At 31.0% G+C, this 21,767-nt stretch carries 23 protein-coding genes and 2 pseudogenes; all 25 read left to right on the plus strand.

The window, feature by feature from the left end:
* Window positions 1-105 precede the first annotated feature (105 nt).
* Window positions 106-759 (plus strand): response regulator transcription factor, encoded by a 654-nt coding sequence (locus tag M0R79_RS02305; RefSeq protein ID WP_092572761.1) that lies wholly within the window; start codon window positions 106-108, stop codon window positions 757-759.
* Window positions 756-2,081: a HAMP domain-containing sensor histidine kinase gene (locus tag M0R79_RS02310; protein ID WP_092572760.1), complete on the plus strand. Its 1,326-nt coding sequence runs from the start codon at window positions 756-758 to the stop codon at window positions 2,079-2,081. Before M0R79_RS02305 ends, M0R79_RS02310 begins: the two co-directional genes overlap by 4 nt.
* A 188-nt stretch (window positions 2,082-2,269) precedes the next feature.
* Complete coding sequence (locus M0R79_RS02315) at window positions 2,270-3,040, plus strand: alpha/beta fold hydrolase (RefSeq protein WP_248416598.1); 771 nt, start codon at window positions 2,270-2,272, stop codon at window positions 3,038-3,040.
* Between the two features lie 180 nt (window positions 3,041-3,220).
* Window positions 3,221-3,628 (plus strand): GNAT family N-acetyltransferase, encoded by a 408-nt coding sequence (locus tag M0R79_RS02320; protein WP_092572759.1) that lies wholly within the window; start codon window positions 3,221-3,223, stop codon window positions 3,626-3,628.
* 322 nt (window positions 3,629-3,950) lie between these two features.
* Entirely contained in the window at window positions 3,951-4,547 is a 597-nt protein-coding gene (locus M0R79_RS02325; protein WP_248416597.1) for a type IV toxin-antitoxin system AbiEi family antitoxin domain-containing protein, read from the plus strand.
* On the plus strand, window positions 4,540-5,007 hold the full coding sequence (locus tag M0R79_RS02330; protein ID WP_259560907.1) for a nucleotidyl transferase AbiEii/AbiGii toxin family protein: 468 nt from the start codon (window positions 4,540-4,542) through the stop codon (window positions 5,005-5,007). Before M0R79_RS02325 ends, M0R79_RS02330 begins: the two co-directional genes overlap by 8 nt.
* Window positions 5,008-5,036: 29 nt before the next feature.
* Complete coding sequence (locus tag M0R79_RS02335) at window positions 5,037-5,372, plus strand: nucleotidyl transferase AbiEii/AbiGii toxin family protein (RefSeq protein WP_375163576.1); 336 nt, start codon at window positions 5,037-5,039, stop codon at window positions 5,370-5,372.
* Between the two features lie 361 nt (window positions 5,373-5,733).
* Window positions 5,734-6,087, plus strand: a complete 354-nt coding sequence (locus tag M0R79_RS02340) for a nucleoside phosphorylase-I family protein (protein WP_248416596.1) — start codon at window positions 5,734-5,736, stop codon at window positions 6,085-6,087.
* Window positions 6,088-6,178: 91 nt separating this feature from the next.
* Window positions 6,179-7,477 carry an ATP-binding protein gene (locus M0R79_RS02345; RefSeq protein WP_248416595.1) on the plus strand — a complete coding sequence of 433 codons (1,299 nt, stop codon included), beginning with the start codon at window positions 6,179-6,181 and terminating at the stop codon, window positions 7,475-7,477.
* Window positions 7,478-8,153: 676 nt separating this feature from the next.
* Window positions 8,154-8,651 carry an SWIM zinc finger family protein gene (locus M0R79_RS02350; protein WP_248416594.1) on the plus strand — a complete coding sequence of 166 codons (498 nt, stop codon included), beginning with the start codon at window positions 8,154-8,156 and terminating at the stop codon, window positions 8,649-8,651.
* 872 nt (window positions 8,652-9,523) lie between these two features.
* On the plus strand, window positions 9,524-9,865 hold the full coding sequence (locus M0R79_RS02355; protein ID WP_248416593.1) for a hypothetical protein: 342 nt from the start codon (window positions 9,524-9,526) through the stop codon (window positions 9,863-9,865).
* 368 nt (window positions 9,866-10,233) lie between these two features.
* On the plus strand, window positions 10,234-10,437 hold the full coding sequence (locus tag M0R79_RS02360; RefSeq protein WP_248417156.1) for a DUF3021 family protein: 204 nt from the start codon (window positions 10,234-10,236) through the stop codon (window positions 10,435-10,437).
* Between the two features lie 915 nt (window positions 10,438-11,352).
* Window positions 11,353-12,099 carry an ATP-grasp domain-containing protein gene (locus tag M0R79_RS02365; protein ID WP_248416592.1) on the plus strand — a complete coding sequence of 249 codons (747 nt, stop codon included), beginning with the start codon at window positions 11,353-11,355 and terminating at the stop codon, window positions 12,097-12,099.
* A gap of 619 nt (window positions 12,100-12,718) precedes the next feature.
* Window positions 12,719-13,336, plus strand: a complete 618-nt coding sequence (locus M0R79_RS02370; RefSeq protein ID WP_248416591.1) for an SAP domain-containing protein — start codon at window positions 12,719-12,721, stop codon at window positions 13,334-13,336.
* 396 nt (window positions 13,337-13,732) lie between these two features.
* Window positions 13,733-14,470 (plus strand): 3-keto-5-aminohexanoate cleavage protein, encoded by a 738-nt coding sequence (locus M0R79_RS02375; protein ID WP_248416590.1) that lies wholly within the window; start codon window positions 13,733-13,735, stop codon window positions 14,468-14,470.
* 201 nt (window positions 14,471-14,671) lie between these two features.
* On the plus strand, window positions 14,672-15,421 hold the full coding sequence (locus M0R79_RS02380) for an alpha/beta fold hydrolase (protein WP_248416589.1): 750 nt from the start codon (window positions 14,672-14,674) through the stop codon (window positions 15,419-15,421).
* Window positions 15,422-15,519: 98 nt separating this feature from the next.
* Window positions 15,520-16,107, plus strand: coding sequence for a helix-turn-helix domain-containing protein (locus tag M0R79_RS09260; RefSeq protein WP_310795404.1), 588 nt, complete (start codon window positions 15,520-15,522; stop codon window positions 16,105-16,107).
* Complete coding sequence (locus M0R79_RS09265) at window positions 16,071-16,946, plus strand: IS3 family transposase (RefSeq protein WP_310795421.1); 876 nt, start codon at window positions 16,071-16,073, stop codon at window positions 16,944-16,946. The genes M0R79_RS09260 and M0R79_RS09265 overlap by 37 nt, the downstream gene beginning before the upstream one ends.
* A 708-nt stretch (window positions 16,947-17,654) precedes the next feature.
* Window positions 17,655-18,092, plus strand: coding sequence for a WapI family immunity protein (locus M0R79_RS02395; RefSeq protein ID WP_248416588.1), 438 nt, complete (start codon window positions 17,655-17,657; stop codon window positions 18,090-18,092).
* Between the two features lie 134 nt (window positions 18,093-18,226).
* Window positions 18,227-18,634, plus strand: a complete 408-nt coding sequence (locus M0R79_RS02400; protein ID WP_248416587.1) for a hypothetical protein — start codon at window positions 18,227-18,229, stop codon at window positions 18,632-18,634.
* Between the two features lie 398 nt (window positions 18,635-19,032).
* Window positions 19,033-19,275 carry a type II toxin-antitoxin system Phd/YefM family antitoxin gene (locus M0R79_RS02405; RefSeq protein WP_248416586.1) on the plus strand — a complete coding sequence of 81 codons (243 nt, stop codon included), beginning with the start codon at window positions 19,033-19,035 and terminating at the stop codon, window positions 19,273-19,275.
* Window positions 19,272-19,649, plus strand: a complete 378-nt coding sequence (locus M0R79_RS02410; RefSeq protein ID WP_248416585.1) for a type II toxin-antitoxin system death-on-curing family toxin — start codon at window positions 19,272-19,274, stop codon at window positions 19,647-19,649. Before M0R79_RS02405 ends, M0R79_RS02410 begins: the two co-directional genes overlap by 4 nt.
* Before the next feature lie 329 nt (window positions 19,650-19,978).
* Window positions 19,979-20,302 (plus strand): annotated as a pseudogene (locus M0R79_RS02415) (tetratricopeptide repeat protein); the annotation flags it as partial.
* Window positions 20,303-20,829: 527 nt separating this feature from the next.
* Window positions 20,830-21,159 carry a nuclear transport factor 2 family protein gene (locus tag M0R79_RS02420; protein ID WP_248416583.1) on the plus strand — a complete coding sequence of 110 codons (330 nt, stop codon included), beginning with the start codon at window positions 20,830-20,832 and terminating at the stop codon, window positions 21,157-21,159.
* Between the two features lie 256 nt (window positions 21,160-21,415).
* A pseudogene (locus M0R79_RS09335) lies at window positions 21,416-21,625 on the plus strand (GNAT family N-acetyltransferase); the annotation flags it as partial.
* Window positions 21,626-21,767 lie beyond the last annotated feature (142 nt).

Raw genomic sequence — 21,767 nt, forward strand, 5'->3', positions numbered from 1 at the left:
GAGAAGGTTACACAAGAAATTTGACACTGCCCCGAAAGTTTTTGACTTTCAAATATCAAATAATATGCAGTATAATATGGTATATATACACAAAAGGAGCTATCTATGAGAATATTAACTGTTGAAGACGATACTTTGATAAGAGAGGGAATCAGTGAATATCTTTCAGAATTTGGATATACAGTTATTCAAGCCAAAGATGGAAGGGAAGCCTTGTCAAAATTTAGTAGTGATGTAAATTTGGTTATCTTAGACATTCAGATACCTTTTGTAAATGGTTTAGAAGTATTGAAGGAGATTAGAAAGAAAAGCAAATTACCAATTCTAATGTTGACTGCCTTTAGTGATGAAGAATATAAAATTGATGCATTCACTAATTTAGTAGACGGATACATAGAAAAGCCGTTTTCATTGCCGGTCTTAAAGGCTAGAATAGATTCATTAATTAAGAAGAATTATGGTCATTTAGAAACATTGGAATATAAGGGCTTATCTGTAAATTTTAATAGCTATACAGCTAAAATCAATGATGAAGAAATAGATGTAAATGCAAAAGAACTAGAAATATTAAAATGTTTATTGGATAACGAGGGACAAGTCTTATCAAGAATGCAAATTATTGATAATGTCTGGAAAGATAGTGAAGAAATTCCTTATGATCGAGTAATAGATGTATATATAAAAGAACTTAGAAAAAAATTAAAATTAGATTGTATCACAACTGTAAGAAATGTCGGATATAAATTGGAGAGAAAATGAAAAACTTAAAGATATTTCCCAAAATGTTCACACAAATCTTTTCTATTCTTGGAATAATAATCATATTAGTGCATTTATTAGTTTTTTTTATCTTTCCTAAAACATATTTGGAAACAAGAAAAGAAAAGATTCATAATATGGCAAATGAAATTTCCAGTAATATGGATGGAAGAGAAATAAAATATGTAGAGCAAACTTTGGATCTCTATTCTAAAAGTAGTAAAATAAAAGCGTTTATAAAAGAAAATAATAATAATAATAATGAGTTGCAGATCAAAGATAATATAAATTTTAATTTAGAAAGTGATAGTAATTCTTTGATAATTGAGGAAAGAGAAATAAAACTGAATGATGGAAAAAAGGCAAATATACAATTTGTTTCGATAGCAGATATGCAGAAAGAAGCGAAAGATTTAAGCCTTACATTTTTACCATATTCTTTATTAATATCCATCTTATTTTCTGTCATTATTTCTTTATTGTATGCAAAATCAATAAAAAACAATATACAAGAAATAAAAATCGTTACTGATAAAATGATGAAACTTGATAAAAAAACACGTTTAAAAGTGAATTCTAATGATGAGATTGGACAACTCAAACACCAAATTAATGATTTATATTCTGCTTTATTAAGAACCATTAACGATCTAGAATTTAAAAATAAAGAAATTATAAAATTGGAAAAGTTAAAATATGATTTTTTTAAAGGGGCATCTCATGAACTTAAAACGCCTCTAGCGAGTCTTAAAATAATACTTGAAAACATGAAATATAATATTGGGAAATATAAAGAACGAGATATTTATATTAACGAATGCATTGAAATCGTTGATAGTATAACAAAAAATATTTCTCAAATATTATCAGTTCATTATATAGAAAAATTGAGTAATGATGAAGAATATTTGAAAATAAATGATACTTTAGAAGATGTATTAAAACAGTATGAAATATTGGCAAATCAAAAGAAAATTACGGTCAATATTGATTTATTAGATGAAAATGTTTATATAGGAAAAACAGCTTTAAAAATGATTCTATCTAATTTGGTTAGTAATGCTGTAAAATATACGGATGTAGGTGGGGTAATTCATATAGGGAAAGAAAATAGTTGGTTATATATAAAAAATTCAAACCTTAATAATAAAATTTCTAACATGGATCAACTATGTGATGTTAAATTTGATTTAAATAAGGAAAATAGTAATGGATTAGGTTTATATATTGTCAGTAATATTCTGAATAATTACAATATAGAATATAAAGCATTGCAAGATGAAGAGTTTTTTATATTTAAAATTAAATTCTTTTCCGATTGAAGTAAGATGTTAGATAATTTGTTTCATGTAGTTTCCAGTCTTTTCTGTGGCATAGAATGTTTCTATTTATTTTTAGATTATTAGTAGGAGAAATCACAATTCCGAATAAAGCGTATTTGAAAATATAGAGCCTTTGGAGTAAATTCTGTATCCTTATTTTTTATAGTATCATCTATACAAATTAAAATTTGTCAGGTGGTGGAACTTCTTCTCCAGTTCTGGACTTTAAGTCCCTATATTCCTTACTTTCTGATGATTATAAAATAGTTGTTGTAGAAAAGTTTGGATATGGCTTTAATGATGTTGTGGATAAGGAAAGAAGCATAGACTCTATACTTGAGGATAGCAGAACAGCCTTGACTAAAGCTGGTGTCGTTGGACCTTATGTACTATGCCCACATTCGATGTCAGGGATAGAGGCGCTTTATTGGAAACAAAAATATCCAGAAGAAGTAGAAGCTATTATAGGGCTTGATATGGCAGTTCCAGAAGCCTACGAAGATTATAAAATAAATATTCCAATGCTCAAAATCTCCCAGTTTGCGGCAAGAGTTGGTATTACTAGGATTCTGCCTGGCATTTCAGAAAGTGAAGCGATTAAAAACGGTACTCTTTCCGATTTGGATAAAGAACTCTATAGAGCTATATTTTATGAAAAAACTGCGACCACAACAATGTTGAATGAAGTTTCAGCGATTAAAGAGAATGCGAAAATCGTTCATAATAATGGAGTTCCACAATTTCCTATGCTTTTGTTTGTTTCAAACGGAATTGGAACCGGTTGGGAAGAGAAACTTTGGATAGAGTATCAAAGTTCATATATTGAAAATGTTGAAAATGTTAAATTTATTAATTTAGATTTTCCTCATTATGTTCACGATTATGAGTACAGGAAGATTAGTGAAGAAATAAAAGCTTTCTTAACAAAAATACATAATTCTAATAAAAGCATATGGTAACGATGAATACGGGTTTCAAGCCCTATTCTAAAGAAATGAAATATAGATTGATGGACGCTCAGAATAATTTTGGTACATATTTGGCCTAAAAAGCATATTAATTAATGTTAAAAATAAATGAATAATAGGTTAAGAATTTTTTATCAAAATAAATACTATTAAATTTGGAGGAAGAACAAAGTGAAGAATATTGTAATTAAAGAAGATATAATACCGAACTTAGAAAGCGTTGTAAATTTATATGGTGATGTTTTTTGGAGTGCATACACTTCTAATCCAGAGCAATTGGAGAATGCCTTAAATAATTCATTGAAGATATGGACTGCATGGGAGGATAGTCTATTAATAGGCTTAGCAAGAGTCGTTGGTGATGGATGTACTATCATATATATTCAGGATATTTTAGTTTTAGAAGCATATCAGGGAAGAGGCTTAGGTAGTCAGTTTTTGGAAATGATTCTTGAAGAGTATCAAGATGTTCGACAAATTATTTTGTTAACAGATGATACCGAAAAAACGATAAGTTTTTATGAGAAAAAAGGGCTTAAACAAGTTAATAAATATAACTGTGTAGCTTTCATGAAATAAGAAATTACATCAGAGTTCATAGTTTATTATGATATGAGCTCTGATAACGATCAGTTAAGTGAGAATGGAAAAAAGGATATTTGAATAATCTAACAGATGCCCCTGAAAGAAGAACAACCATAACCTTGAAAGAACTTAATGCCGAATTGGTGGGGAAAAGAGCGCTACGCAAAAGTATTGAAAGATTGAAAATTCTGATTTTTAGGAATTTAGATTTTATCAATAAACAATTAAATTATATATGAATAATTAATAGTATATACAATACTTCCTTTTGTGCTTTAAGTTTTATATAATAAAGCACAAAAGGAAGTGTTTTGTTATGAACAAGGAAATAATATTCGATATCATAAAAAAAAATAATGGAATAATTACGGCAAATGAAGTAAATGAAAACAATATTGATTCCTGGTATCTTACAGATATGGTTCGCAATGGTGAACTTGAAAGGGTGACTAGAGGGGTGTACTTTGATCCGTCTTATGACAATTATGATGAGCTATATTTTTTTCAGCTTCAAAATAAGGTTTGCATTTATTCTTATCAAACGGCACTTTATCTACACGATCTTACAGAAAGACTACCTTTTATTAACGAGGTCACTGTATACCAGGGATATAATACATGGCGAATAAAGGATAAAGTTATGCCTCATCGAGTAAAAAAAGAATGGTATGAAATTGGAATTACTAAGATAAAAACCGAGATAGGTAATAAGGTAATTTCCTATGATATGGAAAGAACGCTTTGTGATATTGTAAGAGACCGGAAAAATCAAGATCCCGAAATATTTTCAAAGGCCTGGAATTTTTACCTCAAAAAAAATAATAAAGATATATGGAAGCTTAGAAAATATGCGAAAATTTTTGGAATATCTAAACAGGTAGAAGAAATAATAGAGGTACTTGTATATGAATAAAGGTAGTTTAACTGTGAGGCTTAGAAATAGAGCGAACGAATTGAACATTAATTATAACCTGGCATTAACTCAATTTTTCTTTGATGAATTTTTAAGACTTTTGTCACAGAGCAAGTTCAAAGATAATTTTATGCTAAAAGGTGGTATGCTTTTGAGTTATACTTTAGGAGTTCAAAATAGAGCTACCCAAGATATTGATTTTTTAGTAAAAAGGATAAATCTTGACTCTCACAATATTAAATCTATCTTAATATCAATCCTTTCATATTCAAAGCAATCAGATGTCTGGTTTGAAATTGAAGGAGAAGGTGAAGAAATTCGTTCTGAAGATGAGTACGGTGGCCTTAGATTTAAAATGATTGGCCATCTTTCAAATATGAAGATTCCATTTGCTGTAGATATTGCAACAGGAGATCCAGTTTATCCGAATCCTGTTGAAAAAATTATCAAACAATTTTAGGTGATAGATATGAACTTAAATTTTATCCAATAGAATCTGTTTTATCTGAAAAACTCCACACTATATTAGTCAGGGCTGAAAATAATAGTAGAAGTAAGGACTACTATGATATTTATACCATTCTTAACAAACAGTTAGAAAAGATTGATTTTGAGGATTTGAAAGTAGCCGTATCACTTACCTTTAGATATAGACAAACAGTAATTTCTAAGGAAAGAGCTGTTGAAATTATTAATCTTATAAAACTTGATGAAGCAATTAGGGATAGATGGGATAGATATCAAAAGAAAAATCCATATGCTAAAGGAATAAATTTTGAGCTAGTTATTGAAACAATTTATAAATTGATTAATGAAGTAATGTAAGAAATTGTTTTCTAAAGCTAATATGATAAAATCTGCCGGACAAACTTGAATAAATCAGATTGTCATACAAGTTAAGTATTAATATATGAATACCATTCATATTTTCTATTCACCCTATCAAAATCAATCCAACTCTTAGTAACGATACATGTCGAGGCTGTAGTATTGCTTACAAGGAACGAAGTAACGCAGTAAGAAATGACGGAGATCAGTGTGATAGCTGCCGAAGAATGACGAGCGAAGTGAGGAAGTGATTGGCAGAGTTTGGCTGCTGAGACAGTGGTATTGAGGATACGAAAACAAAAGTTAAACACAAAAATTTGAAATTAGATCTTTTTATGCAATTGGAAGGAGATATAAAATGCTTAAGGAAATATGTTTAAATGGTGGACTATTTCCGACTGAAGAAGTAAAAGTACCAATCACATTAGAACAATATGTAAAGGAGATACAGTTTTTTATCAATGAAGGAATTGTAAATTTTCATATTCACTTTAGGGATTCTGATGGTAATGAATCTTTAGATGAACATATAATCTCTCCTCAATTTAGATTTTTAAAGGATAAATTTCCTATGATAAATATTGGAATCGGGTCACCTTTACAAAATGGAATTAATTCAAAATTAAGAGAAGAACTGATTTCAAATTGGTCTAATTTCAAACCTGATTTTATTAATAATTTCGAAATATATCCGTTTTGGAATTATTTCTAAATAGAATTGGATTATATGGCTTTATCATTTATAATCTACTTAGATTAAGTTCCAAAATGTAAATAATTCTAAATAGGCAGGGGCGTAGGTTATGGAAATAAAGCGTGATCATTATTTAGATAAATTAATACGAAAAAAAGACAATGGATTCATTAAGATTATTACAGGAATAAGAAGGAGTGGTAAATCTTATTTACTTAATACCCTATTTTATAATCATTTAACTCAAAGTGGAGTCGATGAAAAGCATATTATAAAATTTGCTTTTGATTCTGGAAGAGATTTATTAAAGATTGGCGAAGATTTAATGGAGTTAGATGTGCTAAGTGGTGAAAGATTAGTAGATCCTAAAAAGTTTTTAGACTTTATTATGAGCAAAACTAATGATAACGAAAAATTTTACATCCTCTTAGATGAAGTTCAATTGCTTAAATCTTTTGAGCAAGTATTAAATGGATTTTTGCGTCAAGATAATTTTGATGTCTATGTAACTGGAAGTAACTCTAAATTTTTATCAAAGGATGTTATTACTGAATTTGCAGGTAGAGGAGATGAAATCCATGTTATGCCTCTAGTTTTTTCTGAATTTCTTCAAACTTTTAATGGAGATAAAGAAGATGCTTTTGCTGAATATCAAGTTTACGGTGGTTTACCAGCTGGAGCTCTAATGAATACGGATGAAGACAAGATGAATTATCTAAAGGGGCAACTCGAAAATGTATATTTGCGAGATATTGTTCATAGATATAACATACGCTTAACCTCTGAACTAGAAGACTTACTCAATATTTTAGCATCAGGTATTTCAAGTCTTACTAATCCAAGCAAAATAGCTTCAACTTTTAAGTCCATAAAAAAATCTAAAATTTCAGCAAATACAATAGATAAGTTCATAGGCTATTTTGAAGATTCTTTTATGCTAAAAAGAGTTTATCGATATGATGTTAAAGGGAGAAAATATATAGCAACTCCTTATAAGATATACTTTGAAGATGTGGGACTTAGAAATGCAAGGCTAAATTTTAGACAAATAGAACCAACCCACCTAATGGAAAATATTATTTATAACGAATTAAGATATCGTGGTTATATGGTTGATGTAGGTATGGTGATAAAAAGAGAAAGTAATAAAAATAAAGATGTAAAGAAACAGCTGGAAGTTGACTTTATAGCCAATCTTGGAAGTAAAAGATATTATATTCAATCGGCCTATAGTCTTCCATCAATCGAAAAAACAAATCAAGAAAAAGCGTCCTTGTTAAATATTGATGATTCATTTAAAAAAATAATTATCGTGAAAGATAGAATAAAACCATTTTTAGATGAAAATGGAATACTCACTATTAATTTATTTGACTTTTTGTTAAACAAGGATAGTTTAGACTTATAATGAATGATCCATCAGTTATGGATATATTCCCACATAGGAGGGTTCCCTAAAATCTCAAAAGTTATCCATATTGACCACTCAAGCCATGTGAAACATGTGTCCTTTTAACGTGACTAGTAGAAGCGTAGTTGAATTTAGAAGCATAGTTGGTCTGCGCCGACAGGAGCAGACCTTCCTTAAAAATAGAAAGGAACGAAGTGACGCAGTAAGCAATTACGGAGACTCTTGCGATAGCTGTCGAAGAATGAGGCGTGAAACGATGAAGTGATCCGAAAGAGCGAACCGCTGAGGCGATAACATACTTGTCAAGGAGCATAGCGACGCAAGGAAGTAGAGGTTCCGTCCATGTACGAATTGCTCAAGAACGACGATGCTGTAGCTGTTCGAGCGAAGCGAGTTACAGAATCAGTATGCGAAACGCGAATAGCTCGTGACGAAGTCTGTTTGGATGAAATCAGTTACTGAGTTGTCTTATTGATGTCAGAGAAATAAAGTATCAAAAAGTTGTATGTTTTAAGGGACAACATAAATTGTAATGAAAAAATTCATTCCTTGAAATGAACAGAAAATCGCCTAATCAATGAGCAATTTGTTTTCAATGGTGGTGATTTATGTAGTACGAATGATCAATTTTAGTAAGATATATTAATACTAATTGAAAAAAAGAGGTGAATATATGAGTATTTGGGAAGAGTTGAAACTAGTTCACTTAGCAAGTAGTGGGTCTTTTTATCGAGGAATTTCCTACTACGAGAATAAGACAGTGGTTAATGGAACTTTTAGTGGTGATGGTGTCTATGAAGGAGAAGTCAAAGGCTCTCAAGGGAATGTGTATAAAGTTTTAATTGATATTAATCATCCTAGAAAATCAACTTGCACTTGTCCATTTGCTAAAGGAAGAAGAGTGGTTTGTAAGCACATGGTAGCTTTATACTTCTTCTATTTTCCTAAACAAGCTGATGCTGTCATTGCAGAGTGGGAGGCAGAGGAACGTGCAAAAGAAGAAGCATACAATGAATGGCAAGTTGAATATCAAAAAGAGAGACAGAAAGAAATTGAAGAAATTACAGCTTATGTAAATAGTCTAAGTGTTGAACAAGTCAGAGAAAAATTAATAGAAGCTCTTTTAGAAGAGTTCGATCGTGAATACCCTGATGATGACTATTTTGATTAAATAGTACAGTTATTATTAATGATGATAGTGTAAAATTTCTGGTGTAATGCCATAGTAAGTTCGATACTTATCCATACAAATGTATCGAAATGATTCTTTTTCATACGATTCTAAATTCTAAAAAACTAGGGAGCTCATTTTTTTGAAGGTAACACTTCTATCCTACGTTTTTCTCAAATCATACAGGGTAGTTAAATTGTTAGAGCGACTATGTAAGCAAGGGACATATCGAATATTCTACAACTCTTAGTTTGAAATAAATTAAAAAAAGATAGATATATCTTCTTCAGGGCGATTTATTTATTTTTTCTTCGAAATTTTTTTGCTTTTAAGGTGATATTTTTTTATGAAGTAAAATATTGTCATAGGAGAAATAACAATGATAATCAGAGACCGGAAACTTAACTAGTTAATAGAATGGAAGAATTAAGATTTAATAAAAGTCATCAGGAGTGTTAAATCGTCATGGAAGTCCATCTTTGACACTGACGAAGAATTATTTGATAGAATTAGTAGTAAATTAACTATCTAATGTTATTAGACAAATCCTAATTCTATCATGAATTATGTTGAAGGAAAAGAAAGCAAGAAAAGTTAGAAATTTTATCATTGGTGTGGGATTACTTACAATGATATCAGCATATTTTTATTCACCTTTGTGTATTGCGAGTTTAATCATAGCAATTTTAGCTCTAATACCAGCTTTTCTTCATAATAAATGTCCACACTCTGGCAAGCAGCTTGGTAGAAATCTGAAAATTTTGTAATTTTTCTGGCAGTAAGATAGATGGTTAGCTTACTATAAATAGTGTATTGCTTTAACTAGGGTAAGATGTAAAAAAATTTATAGAATAGGTATTAAGGAGACTATTATGGAACTATTAGCTAAAGAATATTATGAGCCAACAAGGCACTACTGGTACCGAGCTGATCTCGAAGCTGATCATGAGTATGGTAAGATTTTTAATTCAAAAATGGATATAAGTCCAATTGTGAAAACGTTAAAAAAAGATATGGCTAATGAATTAGTAGAAGAGGGAATGTATTGGTATTTTGGAAAAGAAGCAGATCAAGTCTTGATGATGGTTAGGTATAAGGGTGGGAATTTTGAAGTTCAAGTTAATCTAAAAGACTTCGACTTTGCCTTAAATCTAGACCAGATAATTGAATGGAAGGATAGCATAAGTAAAGCTTTAAAGAAAAAAATAGGTTAATAATGCGACGAGGAAACTCTTCCTTTGTCCCAATTTATTACACTATTAATCGCAATGACTCCATTAATTTAGTAGCTTTAGGAGGAGTATTTTGAGGTGTAAAGCATTCATGCTTATTAGAAAGTTTGAATTGTTAATAGTTTTCAATTAATAAGTAAGAGTGTATGATATTTTTAGAAATCTATCCTTGAGGTAATAATTATGGAGTATATTAAAATTGCAGTTGTTCGGGGTGTTATACCTTTTTTCATTATGACTGGGATAGCCCTTATTATGAAGAATCAAAATCTTGATCCTAGTCAAGTTAGGTCTATTTTTTAACGGGACTAATCATAAGTTTTATTTCAGCTACAAGTGTAATTTATGAGATAGGTTCTTGGTCTATATTAAAACAATCAATAGTTCACTTTATTGTAATGTTGTTTACAGTCTTACCAATTTTGATTATGAGTGGATGGTTTGTTTTAAAATCAAGCTTAGACTATGTAAAGCTTATTGGGATTTTTATATTTGTAGGTTTTGTTTTATGGCTATTTTTCTATATCTTATTCACAAATATTATAAAAGGATAATATACTCTATTGACCATTGGATTTTTTCTTGAGTCTTTTATTGGGGATTTTCAGATAAACAGTAAAGTTAAAATTAATAGGAATTCTAACATGTTTTACAAAAAGAAAAATAGATGGATGGACAGGGAAAAGTAGGCTGGATTATGTGGAATTTGGCAGAGGCAAAAGAAATCTTATCATAATATTATTTTGAAAAGATAAATATGTCAGTTTAGGATATTTAAGTGACCTATGATCTTTTTGTGGATTTAGAGTAATCCCAACTATTTGAAATCAATTTATAAGGTTCCTGGACGTTTTTGGTGTCTAGGAGCCTTATTTTTTGTGAGAAATTCAGATTTTGAAGAAATTTTGCAACTTAAGGGCTGGATTTTTTCAGTGTTTAAGGAGAGTATATCAAAACTTTAAAGGTTAGTATTATAAGAATTGTAAAGAAATATAGTAAATAATTAATCATTGGCAAACTCTGATATAATAATGGATAGACAATAAACTAGATAGATAGTGTTAGTATAAATTTCAAAATCGAATATATTTCATTTCGACAGAACCGTTAATGCGAACTGGAATTTACTGTTGAGTCTCTTTAAGCAAACCAAAAAAATTGTAGAATCTGATTTCAGGCTTCGTGCGATAGTAGTAAGTATTAATACATTTTAAGCCCGAGACATGTATGTTGATATTCATTCAGGCAAATCTTGTTCTAATTATCCGAAAATAAACGGTTAATCGTTGATTGCTAAAATAAGTGTTTTAAAGTCACTTTATCAAGCAGATAATGAATCAGGAAGTCAGGAAATTGAGATAGCGATGCAACAATGTGCAATGGCTGGGACATCAGGATTTTTCAATCGAGAGTATAATGATGTAATGAGAGATGGGAAGAAGTATAGTTGGAAGAGATAAGGTGATTAAATGTTAGAAATCAAGGACCTAAAAGTATATATTCAAGCATTTCAAGGTAAACCATGGAATGAGGAATGTGATTCAGCATATAATGGCTTTAAGCAATTAGGCTTTCAAGTAGAATTGTTCACAACTACCGAACAATTAAAAAATATGGAAAGAAGCGATTTGGTTGTTGGTGGAATGCTAATTATGGAACATGTTTTGAATGACGCAGAAATTAAATTGGAGCCTGTCGACTATCCAGAAGAAATCTTTAAATACTGCGGACGAAAAATTTGGGTGACATCTATCTGTAAATTAAGAAATTACCCTCTACCATTATTTATTAAACCGGTTAAAGAAAAGAAAGCAAAAGGTATAATAATAAATAACTGGGAGGATTTAAAAGAGTTCGACCACTTGAATTCAAATGAGTTAGTATATTGTAGTGAGGTAGTTAATTTTATTTCAGAATGGAGATGCTTTGTTAGATACAGGAAATTATTAGGTGTTCAGAATTATTTTGGGGACTCCGAAAAAAAGCCCGATTTATCAATAGTGAGTGCTGCAATTGCAGATTATGATTCTATGCCAAATAGTTGCGCTTTGGACTTTGGTGTTACTTCAGATGGCAGGACCTTATTAATAGAAGTTAACGACGGATTTGCGATTGGAAGTTATAATCTTCCAGATGAAAAATATGCCATGTTCTTAATGACTAGATGGGCACAAATCATGAATATTGAAGATGTACTAGCAAATACAGCAAAATAGATTTTTTAATCAATTAATCATTAGTTCTGAGTAATATTATTACAAGCAATGGTAAAATTGCTTTAAGATAAAATATAAGTAAACAAGAATACATGTAAAGTGTATTACATCTTTGTCAAAACTAGATGTCGAAAAGCATATTAACTTAAAACGTAGTGAAGATGAAATTCAAAAGAGGAAATATATGAAAGAAAGGAAGTAAGTTTCAATTAATACGAGTTCAAGGTAAAAATCTATTTATAGTAAAATTTAAGAGAAAATATGGCCTTATAGAACGAAAAATATGATGTATCAAAGAAAGAAGACCAAGTTGTTCCTCAATGTATTCCTGGTAAAGAAAGGGCTAAATTTATCTAAAGAATATTTTAAAAAGAAAAAATACAATGGCTAAACTTGAATACTTAATAAAAAAATGATGTTGCAGATTAGAATCATCTATTCTGCAACATCATTTTTTTTGTGTACAATATAAGTAAGAAAATTATATATAGTAGGCCTCATGCAAAGAATCTATAAGAGAATCGACCGAATAGGGGGCATCGATTGGTAAAGAAGCGTCTGCGGAGGATCTAGTGTTGATGACAAACCAATAGAAAAAAAGAGAATTGAGGGAAGGTGTATGTTAGAAATTAGACCTGACTTTAAAGATATAAAATCATTTGAAGAATTCAACAGATACTATTGGTATCGAGAGGAGTTATCAAAAGTTTGCAAGACTCTTGGATTAGAATATAGAGGAACAAAAAAGGAACTGAATCATATTATAGAAGAATATTTTAAGGGAAATAAAATAAAAAAATCTTCAAGGAATAAAAACAAAAAGATAACTGATAATATAACGTTAAATACCCCATTACTGGAATGTGGATTTTCATTCAATCAAAAATTTAGAGATTATTTTTCAGAGCAAACCGGAATTAAGCCATTTAAATTTAATGCGAATATGGCAGAAGCTTGGCGAAAAGTAAAAAGAAAGAACGACAAAAATTTTACCATTAAAGATATGCTTGATGTATATAATGGAAACTCTGATTACGCAAAATATGATAATTCTACTAACCAATGGAACCAGTTTGTAAAAGATTTTAACTTAGATGAACGTAGTGATAAATTTTCTAATAAGATGAAAGTTGCTGCAATTCTTTGGAACGAAGTGAGAGAATCGAACCATAGTAAAGTATATTCAAAAGATCTTCTAAGCAAATATGCAGATAAAATAAAAGAATATCGTAAATGAGTAAATTCTACATTATAGAATGTGTATTATATATCAAAAACATAAAACTCGATATGTTTCCAAATACGTACTAGTATAAAAAACCTTATGATAAGTTTGCTAATACGAGGAAAACAATAAAAAAGCCAATGATATGTTTGTGAAAACACAAAAATGGACTTTTTATCTATAGTGTCGACTCCAGGCATGTCGAGGCCGTAGTATTGCTTACAAGGAACGAAGTAACGCAGTAAGAAATGACGGAGACCAGTGCGATAGCTGCCGAAGAATGACAAACGAAGTGAGGGAATGATTGGTAGAGTTTGGCTGCTGAGACGGTGGTATTGAGGATACGAAAAAAAATAAACACAAAAATTTGAAATTAGATCTCTTTATACAATTGGAAGGAGATATAAAATGCTTAAGGAAATATGTTTAAATGGTGGATTATTTCCGACTGAAGAAGTAAAAGTATCAATCACATTAGAACAATATGTAAAGGAGATACAGTTTTTTATCAATAAAGGAATTGTAAATTTTCATATTCACTTTAGGGATTCTGATGGTAATGAATCTTTAGATGAACATATAATCTCTCCTCAATTTAGATTTTTAAAGGATAAATTTCCTATGATAAATATTGGAATCGGGTCTCCTTTACAAAATGGAATTAATTCAAAATTAAGAGAAGAACTGATTTCAAATTGGTCTAATTTCAAACCTGATTTTATTTCTGTAAATCTTTCTGAAGAAGGTAGTATTGATTTAATTAATATACTTAAAGAGAAAGATGTAAAGATCGAGTATGGAATTTTTTCATTAAAAGATGCAGAGATTTTTACAAACAATAAATTATATATCAACTGCTACAGAGTGTTACTAGAAATCATTGACGATAATAATCATCCTAAAACGAGTGCGGAGGCCATAAAAGAAGCTAATGATTTAATAAACTACTTTCAAAAATTATACTCTAATACAGAAATAATTTTACATGGTGAAAATAAATATGATTGGGATATTATTAAAATAGCTATTGAAAAAAATATAAATTATAGGATTGGATTAGAAGATACTACGATTGATGCCAAGGGTAAAATTTTAGAAAGTAATATACACCTATATAATTTCTATAGGTTCTTTATAAGCCAATAGTAGGAAGGCTAATAGGATCATGAAGTTAATAATTATTGTAATAATTGTGCTCATAGTTGCATTGTTGGCAATATACATAAATCATAGAATTCAACTGACAAAAGAGGCTAAATTTAGGAAGCCTATGGGTGAACTTGTTGAAGTGAATGGTCATACGATGAGTGTTTATGTCGAGGGGGATGGCCATAAAACACTTGTTTTATGTCAGGTGGCGGAACTTGTTCTCCTATTTTGGATTTTAAGTCCTTATATTCCCTACTATCTGACGATTATAAAATAGTTGTAGTAGAAAAGTTTGAATACGGGTTCAGTGATATTGTGGATAAGGATAGAAATATCGAGTCAATGCTAGAGGATAGCAGAACAGCCTTGATAAAAGTAGGTCTCAAAGGACCTTATGTGTTATGCCCTCACTCCATGTCAGGGATCGAGGCATTATATTGGGCGCAAAAATATCCAGGGGAAGTTGAAGCAATTATCGGGCTTGATATGGCAGTGTCGCAAGCTTACGAAGATTATAAAATAAACATGTCAATGCATAAAATTATTCACTGGGCAGTCAGAGCTAGTATTATCAGGATTTTGCCTGGAGTTTCAGAGAGTGATGCGATTAAATACGGAAGGCTCTCTGATGCGGAGAAAGAAATATATAGAGCGATATTTTATGAAAAAACTGCGACTACAACAATGTTGAATGAAGTGTCAGCGATTAAAGAGAATGCGAAAATCGTTCAGAATAATGGCGTGCCTCAAGTTCCTATGCTTATGTTTGTATCAAACGGGAGTGGAACCGGGTGGAAGAAAGATATTTGGCGTGAGTATCAAAATAGTTATATGAAAGATGTTGAAAATGGAAAACTTATCAATCTGGATTGTCCTCATTTTATTCACGATCATGAGTATGAGAAAATCAGTGAAGAAATAAAAGCATTTTGTCTTGGAAAAAGATGATTAAGGATACAAAAAAAATAAAAAACTATATGAAAATAAGAGTAGTGTACTGACCCCCTAAAGTTGGACCGAATGATCCAACTTTAGGGGGTATTTGTATGGCTAAATATAGTTTAGAATTTAAAATGAAAATTGTATCCGAATATCTTTCTGGAACCATCGGGATGAAGACGTTGACGAAGAAATATAAGATTAAATCCTCCCAAGAATTAAGAACCTGGGTGAACGCTTATAAAACTTTAGGAATAAAAGGGTTAATGCGCTCTCGAAAAAATAAGACATACAGTGTAAACTTTAAGTTAAAAGCAATCACTTTGTATGAAGCCAGTGAGAAATCCTATCAAGATGTGGCGAATGAATTGGGATTGAATAATCCTTCACTGATTCCTAGATGGCGTCAAGAGTATCATAACCACGGGATTGAAGGTCTTTCTCGCAAACCAGGGAGGCCACCAATGTCTAAGCAAGAACGAACGAGCAGAGAAAAACGAACTTCTTCTATTCCATTGAAGATAACGGATCTAGAGTGGGCAAATAAACGAATTGAAGAACTTGAGTATGAATTAAAGATGCAAACGATAAAAAATGAATACTTGGAAATGCTAAGGAGCTTGCGGCAACAGAAAGCAATGAAGACAAAGCAAGAATCATCCACAAGCTCCGACAACAAGAAAGATTTACTTTAGCTGAGATTCTTGCGGCGATTGATTTTCCTAAATCCACTTATATGTATTGGCAAGCTCATTGGAAAAAATCAGATCCAGACCAAAAAGTCAAAGATGCCATCTTGTTGATTCGTAAGAAACATCCGAATTACGGCTATCGTCGGATTCATGCGACCCTTGTTAACCAAGGGTGGCACATTAATAAAAAGAAAGTCCAACGTCTCTGTCAAGTATTAAAGATTCAGGTTAAAAACTTCGGACGTAAATATCGAAAATACAATAGTTACAAGGGAGTCCTAGGACGGATTGCTCCTAACCGGATGAATCGAAGATTTGAGACGTCCATCCCTAGACAAAAGATTACTACGGATACGACCGAATTCAAATATTATGAAGAAGATCATTCTGGTAAACTTCAAGTTAAGAAAATGTATTTAGATCCTTTTATGGATCTGTATAATCTAGAAATCATTAGTTTTAAAGTATCTTCTCAACCGAATCGGATCACGATGATTGAGGCGTTGAAAGAAGCTTTAGAAGCATCGAAAGAATGCGCCTATCGACGAACCTTCCACTCAGATCGTGGCTGGGCTTATCAAATGAAGGAATATCAGGCGTTACTAGTAGAACATCAAGTATTCCAAAGTATGTCGCGTAAAGGGAATTGTTATGATAATGCCCCGATCGAAAATTTCTTTAGTGTGATGAAACAGGAGATGTATTATGGGAAAATATATCGAAGTTACAAGGAATTAGAAACTGCAATCACAGATTACATTCAGTATTATAACGAAGAACGAATTAAAGAAAAATTGAATTGGCTAAGTCCTGTGGCATATAGAAAAGCGCAAGCGGCTTAACAATTTATCATTAAACCAAAAGAGAGACAAACACAAAATAGTGTTCATCTCTCTGGTCCAACTATTTGGGGTCACTCTATAGCTTAAATAAGGCTGCTCTTTTTTTTAAGTTATATAAAACAAATCTACAATACCACTTTCGAGGAACAAAAGTTTTTATAAATGTTACAATATTATTGACAGATCCCACTGTTTCAAAATAAAAAAGTTCAAATGAAAGCTAAAAGATTGGTTGATAATTGTGGAGGAAAAATGTCAAAGATTAAAAAAGATACTATTCAAGCTCAGAGCCTTGCAATTTAATTCTGCACCGAAGACTTTAAAAATGATTAGATTAGTTTAACTGATATTGCTAGGCATAAAAGAGATGAACCCAACGATGTTATTCGAAATTGGATGAGAGCGAAGGACACAATTGAGTTTCTAGGATGATAGGAATCTCTTAATAGTCCTAATTTTAAACCCTTCGAATTCGATGGGTTTAAAATTCAAGCTAGTAGCCATACATTTACCTTATCGCCTAAAAAGTGGATCGAATCAACGAATGCAATTGGGATAGTGTCAAAATCTGGAAGATATGGGGAATGTATGCCCACAGTGATATTTCTATGGAGTTAGCTTATTGGAAATCTGCGGAATTTGAGCTTTACATAAGAAAACTCTTTCTAAGGTTGAAATATTTAACAAATGGAAATAGGAGACCTAATGATGAAATGGAAAGATAACGGAACCGATTTTGAATTCACAATTGATGAATTTTATAAGCATAAGGATTGGTGCGAAGTTACCCTGATGGTAAAAAATAAGTATTTTAATTACTATCAAAAGGAAGAATTATTAGAAACAAGAGATGTACAACAAATTTTAGATGGTATTACTAGATTATTAAATCGGAAAATGATTAAGCGAGAAGTTCTTCATTTTACTGAACCGGATATTTCATTTGCTTTTTATCCCCCTAGGCTCCAAAGGGAAGTTAGCCATTGGATCTCCCTTGAAAATATTGACAGTTTAACTCCACTTTTTGCAGAGATGATAATAGAACTAGATTTAGGTGAGGGATATGGTGGGGAATATTATGTTGTTGAAATGAGTCAAGACCAATTAATTATGATGAGAGACTATTTATTGGAAGTAACAGGGTGACATTGTATGATTTAGATTGAGGTAATCTAATAGCTATCAATCGATATTTTGACAGTTTGGGAAGGGTCAATTGCCAAATAAATACTAAAGTATTAAGTATAAATCATTGAGTGATGTTTGATTGGAGGAAAGAGATGAGTCTGGGATTTGGATCGAAATGTCAATTGGTAGCAATGGATCAAGACATGGTCTTATACTCATATTCCTCATTTAATATCAATTTACCAAACTTTGAAGAATATATTGATAACCTAGATGGCATATTATTGATATCAAAAAAATATTTTCCTCAACCTACCATAGTAAAAAAGAGGGTCCGTAAACCAAATAAAAAGAAAGTTTGGCTTGAGAAAAAGGTCTATCCCGAAGTAGATGTCAATAAATTGTTTCAAGATGGAGATATCATCATTGTAAACTCGAGTGGTTGTTGGGAGAAAAATATCAATGGAATAGATCGGGAAGCCCTGCATATATTATTTTCTATTAAACAGAAGTATATTAATTCTGGAGAGATACCTTATGAGGTAACTTGTTTTAGGTAGTTTTCAATCTATCTTTTCTAATTATTATCTCAAATTCAATCCTAGTCTATATAGCGATACATGTTGAAGTCCTAACCCTCCTGTCGCGCAATTAGTGAAGCTAATCGATGCAAAGGAGAAATAGCACAGACATTAGTTTTTTAGCCAATCGCTACGCTCTTGAAGAAAAAATGAATAGGTCTAACATATGCCATATCGGTATGTCAGGCTTTCCCAAAGAGAAGTGATTGGTTAACTAAATGCTCGCCCAATCGAAGATTTGGGAGTTGCATGTACAACGACTACCAAAGCTCTAGTGTTGATGACGAAGTAGCCATCAATTGAATTTGTATATATCGACGGTTAAATGGTTATAAAATAGCTATAATTTATGCTAAAATATATCCAGAGGTGATGACATGAAAATTGATACAAATACATTAATTTCAATATCCGATGCAAATCAAAATTTTTCTAAAGTTACAAAGTTGGTTGATAAATATGGGGCAGCGATTATTTTAAAAAACAATAAGCCTTTATATATTATTACTGAATTTATTGAAGAGAAAAATAATGAAGAAGTAAGCGATGAAGAATTACTAAATATCTCAAATAAATTAATAAAAAAGAATGCTCAAGTGTATAAGGAACTTGCAAAGTGAAATATATTAGTAAAAGACAAGTTCTTCTGCTACATGAACAGCTGATAGATAACTTTGGTGGATCATACGGACTTAGAGAAGAAAGTTTACTTGATTCATCATTGAATGCTCCTTTACAAACTTTTGATAATAAAGAATTATATCCAACCTTGACGTCAAAAGCTGCAAGACTTGCTTACGGAATAATTTCCAATCATCCATTTGTAGATGGAAATAAAAGAATAGGAGCACATACTATGTTATTACTTTTGGCTATTAATGGGATTGAGCTTTCATATAGTGATAATGATTTAATAAATGTAATCATGAAAGTAGCTTCTGGTGACCTAAACCATAGAGACTTAGAAAAGTGGATAGAAGAGCATATTATTTAAGATAAAGAAAATTGCTTCTGGAGGTAATAATAGAGTATAGAAATTTATTCCAAAGCGGCATCTCTAAATAAACTTAGTCTTTGCAGATAAGCGGATTAATAGTCGCTAGTAATACGGTAGAAGTTCTTTCACTACGACTAAGGTTTCGAATAGAGATCTCAGAAGCAGATAAATTCTCATTTCCCAATGAAATTGTAAAATTAAGGAAAGTAGGTAAGTTAGAAGAGGTTTTACTTAGAATGAAGGAAATTTATCAAAATAATCCGGAAAATCCAGAGTATAACTATCAATTAGCTTAGTGTAATAACGTTCTTAGAAATGAAAGAGAAGCTATCCCACTCTATAAAAAAGCAATTGACCTCGGCATAGAAAAAGAGTTGGAGAATGTTTATATAGGATTGGGTAGTAGTTACAGAGCCATTGGGGAATTTGAAAAGGCGTTGGAAGTTTTTAATAAAGCGGAGCAATTATTTCCAATTATTTCAGCCATCAAGGTTTTTAAATCAATTACTTTATATAATTGTGGCATTAATGATTTAGCAGTATCAAATCTGATAAAAATATTATTGGAAAATACAAATAATTTTGATATTAAGAAATTCGAGAAGGCCTTACTTTACTTTTCAGAGCATTTAGATGAAGTAGATAACTAGTTCGATTTCCAATAGAAAATATCAAGATTAAAAGTATACAAAAATTTTAAGGGAGAGAAATAGAAGTTGTAAAATACTTTGGGCGAGAGGGAAACCTTTCGCTCTTTTTTAATTTTTAGGATTATAAACGAAATTAGTAGTTGTAGAAAAACCAATTTAGCAGTTACTATTGCAAAAGTAATTGGAGCAAAAAGTATAAAAATGGTTATTATGAGACAATGGATATATTATTTCTCGCTGTGCAAGTTAATCTAAAATCTACACGATTTTTTATATTATTTTTATGCTCATCCGTACGTCATAAATGGTTTAATAACGGGTGTCTTCTACTCCGATGGTGGAAAAAGAGTAATCGCTGAAGACAGAGATGGTATAATATGTATATTAATTACATCGAGTAGGAAATCATGGCTCTGTATCATTAATATTTACTTATTTTCCTATCACATTTTAGAAGATTGGAGAAGCTATAGAGGTTATTTCTTGTTTAGCTAAGAGCAAAGATTTTGAATTTGAGGAGGTAATGTATGAATAGTCTACAAATCCTAAATTTATTCTTAAAAGCGGAAAATGAACGTGATTGGCACACATATAGACAATTTCTCTCTCATGATGTTGTTTGGGAACTGCATTCCCATACTTATAGCAAGATTGAAGGTATAGAAAATTATTTGAATACTATAATATCTGCTTATGAATCTAATCGCACTACTTTTGAGATTGAGACAATCGTCAAAAGCAAGGATTCATCTCGAATTGTTGCAGTTTTAAGGAATAGCGTAGGTGAACGTTCGTGTGATATTTTTGAATTTGAGGCAGGGTTGATTGTTAGAGAATATGAATTTATATTAGGATGATGAATCGTAGTTTGAAGAAATGATAACTTGATTCAAGGAACATCAGATTATTTATATTTTGAGTGGTATAATGATTGTTAAGCATAAGGAGGGGGATACCATTGGAGTATTCAGAAGATAAAATACCTAACAATGAAGAATTACAACAACTATATTTAAGTGTTGGCTCGACATTTATGTGAAAAATAACGAAGATATGACGGTTCTTTTAAAGAAAGTCTGTTACTTTGTAACCGTTTGAGATAAGGAAAAATTAGTCGGATTAACTAGAGTGATAAGTGATGATCATTCAATAGCTTATGTACAAGATATTCTTGTGCATCCTACTTATCAAGGTAAAAATATCGGAAGTACATTATTAGAGATGGTAAAGAAACGTTTTAGTCATGTAAGACAAGTTATATTAATGACTGAGACATCAATAAAAACGATTAAATTCTACGAAAAAATGAGTTACTCTCTTTAGATAAATATCACTGCACCGCCTTTATGAAGATTAATCAATAATGTATAAAAACTAAGATATAAATAGATTAATCGCTTTGAGTTATGCACAATATCATGATTAACGATTTCATTTTCCTTATATTATTCATTTAAAATCAATA

It is taken from the genome of Ignavigranum ruoffiae (assembly GCF_023195815.2).
Classification (GTDB): Bacteria; Bacillota; Bacilli; order Lactobacillales; family Aerococcaceae; genus Ignavigranum; species Ignavigranum ruoffiae.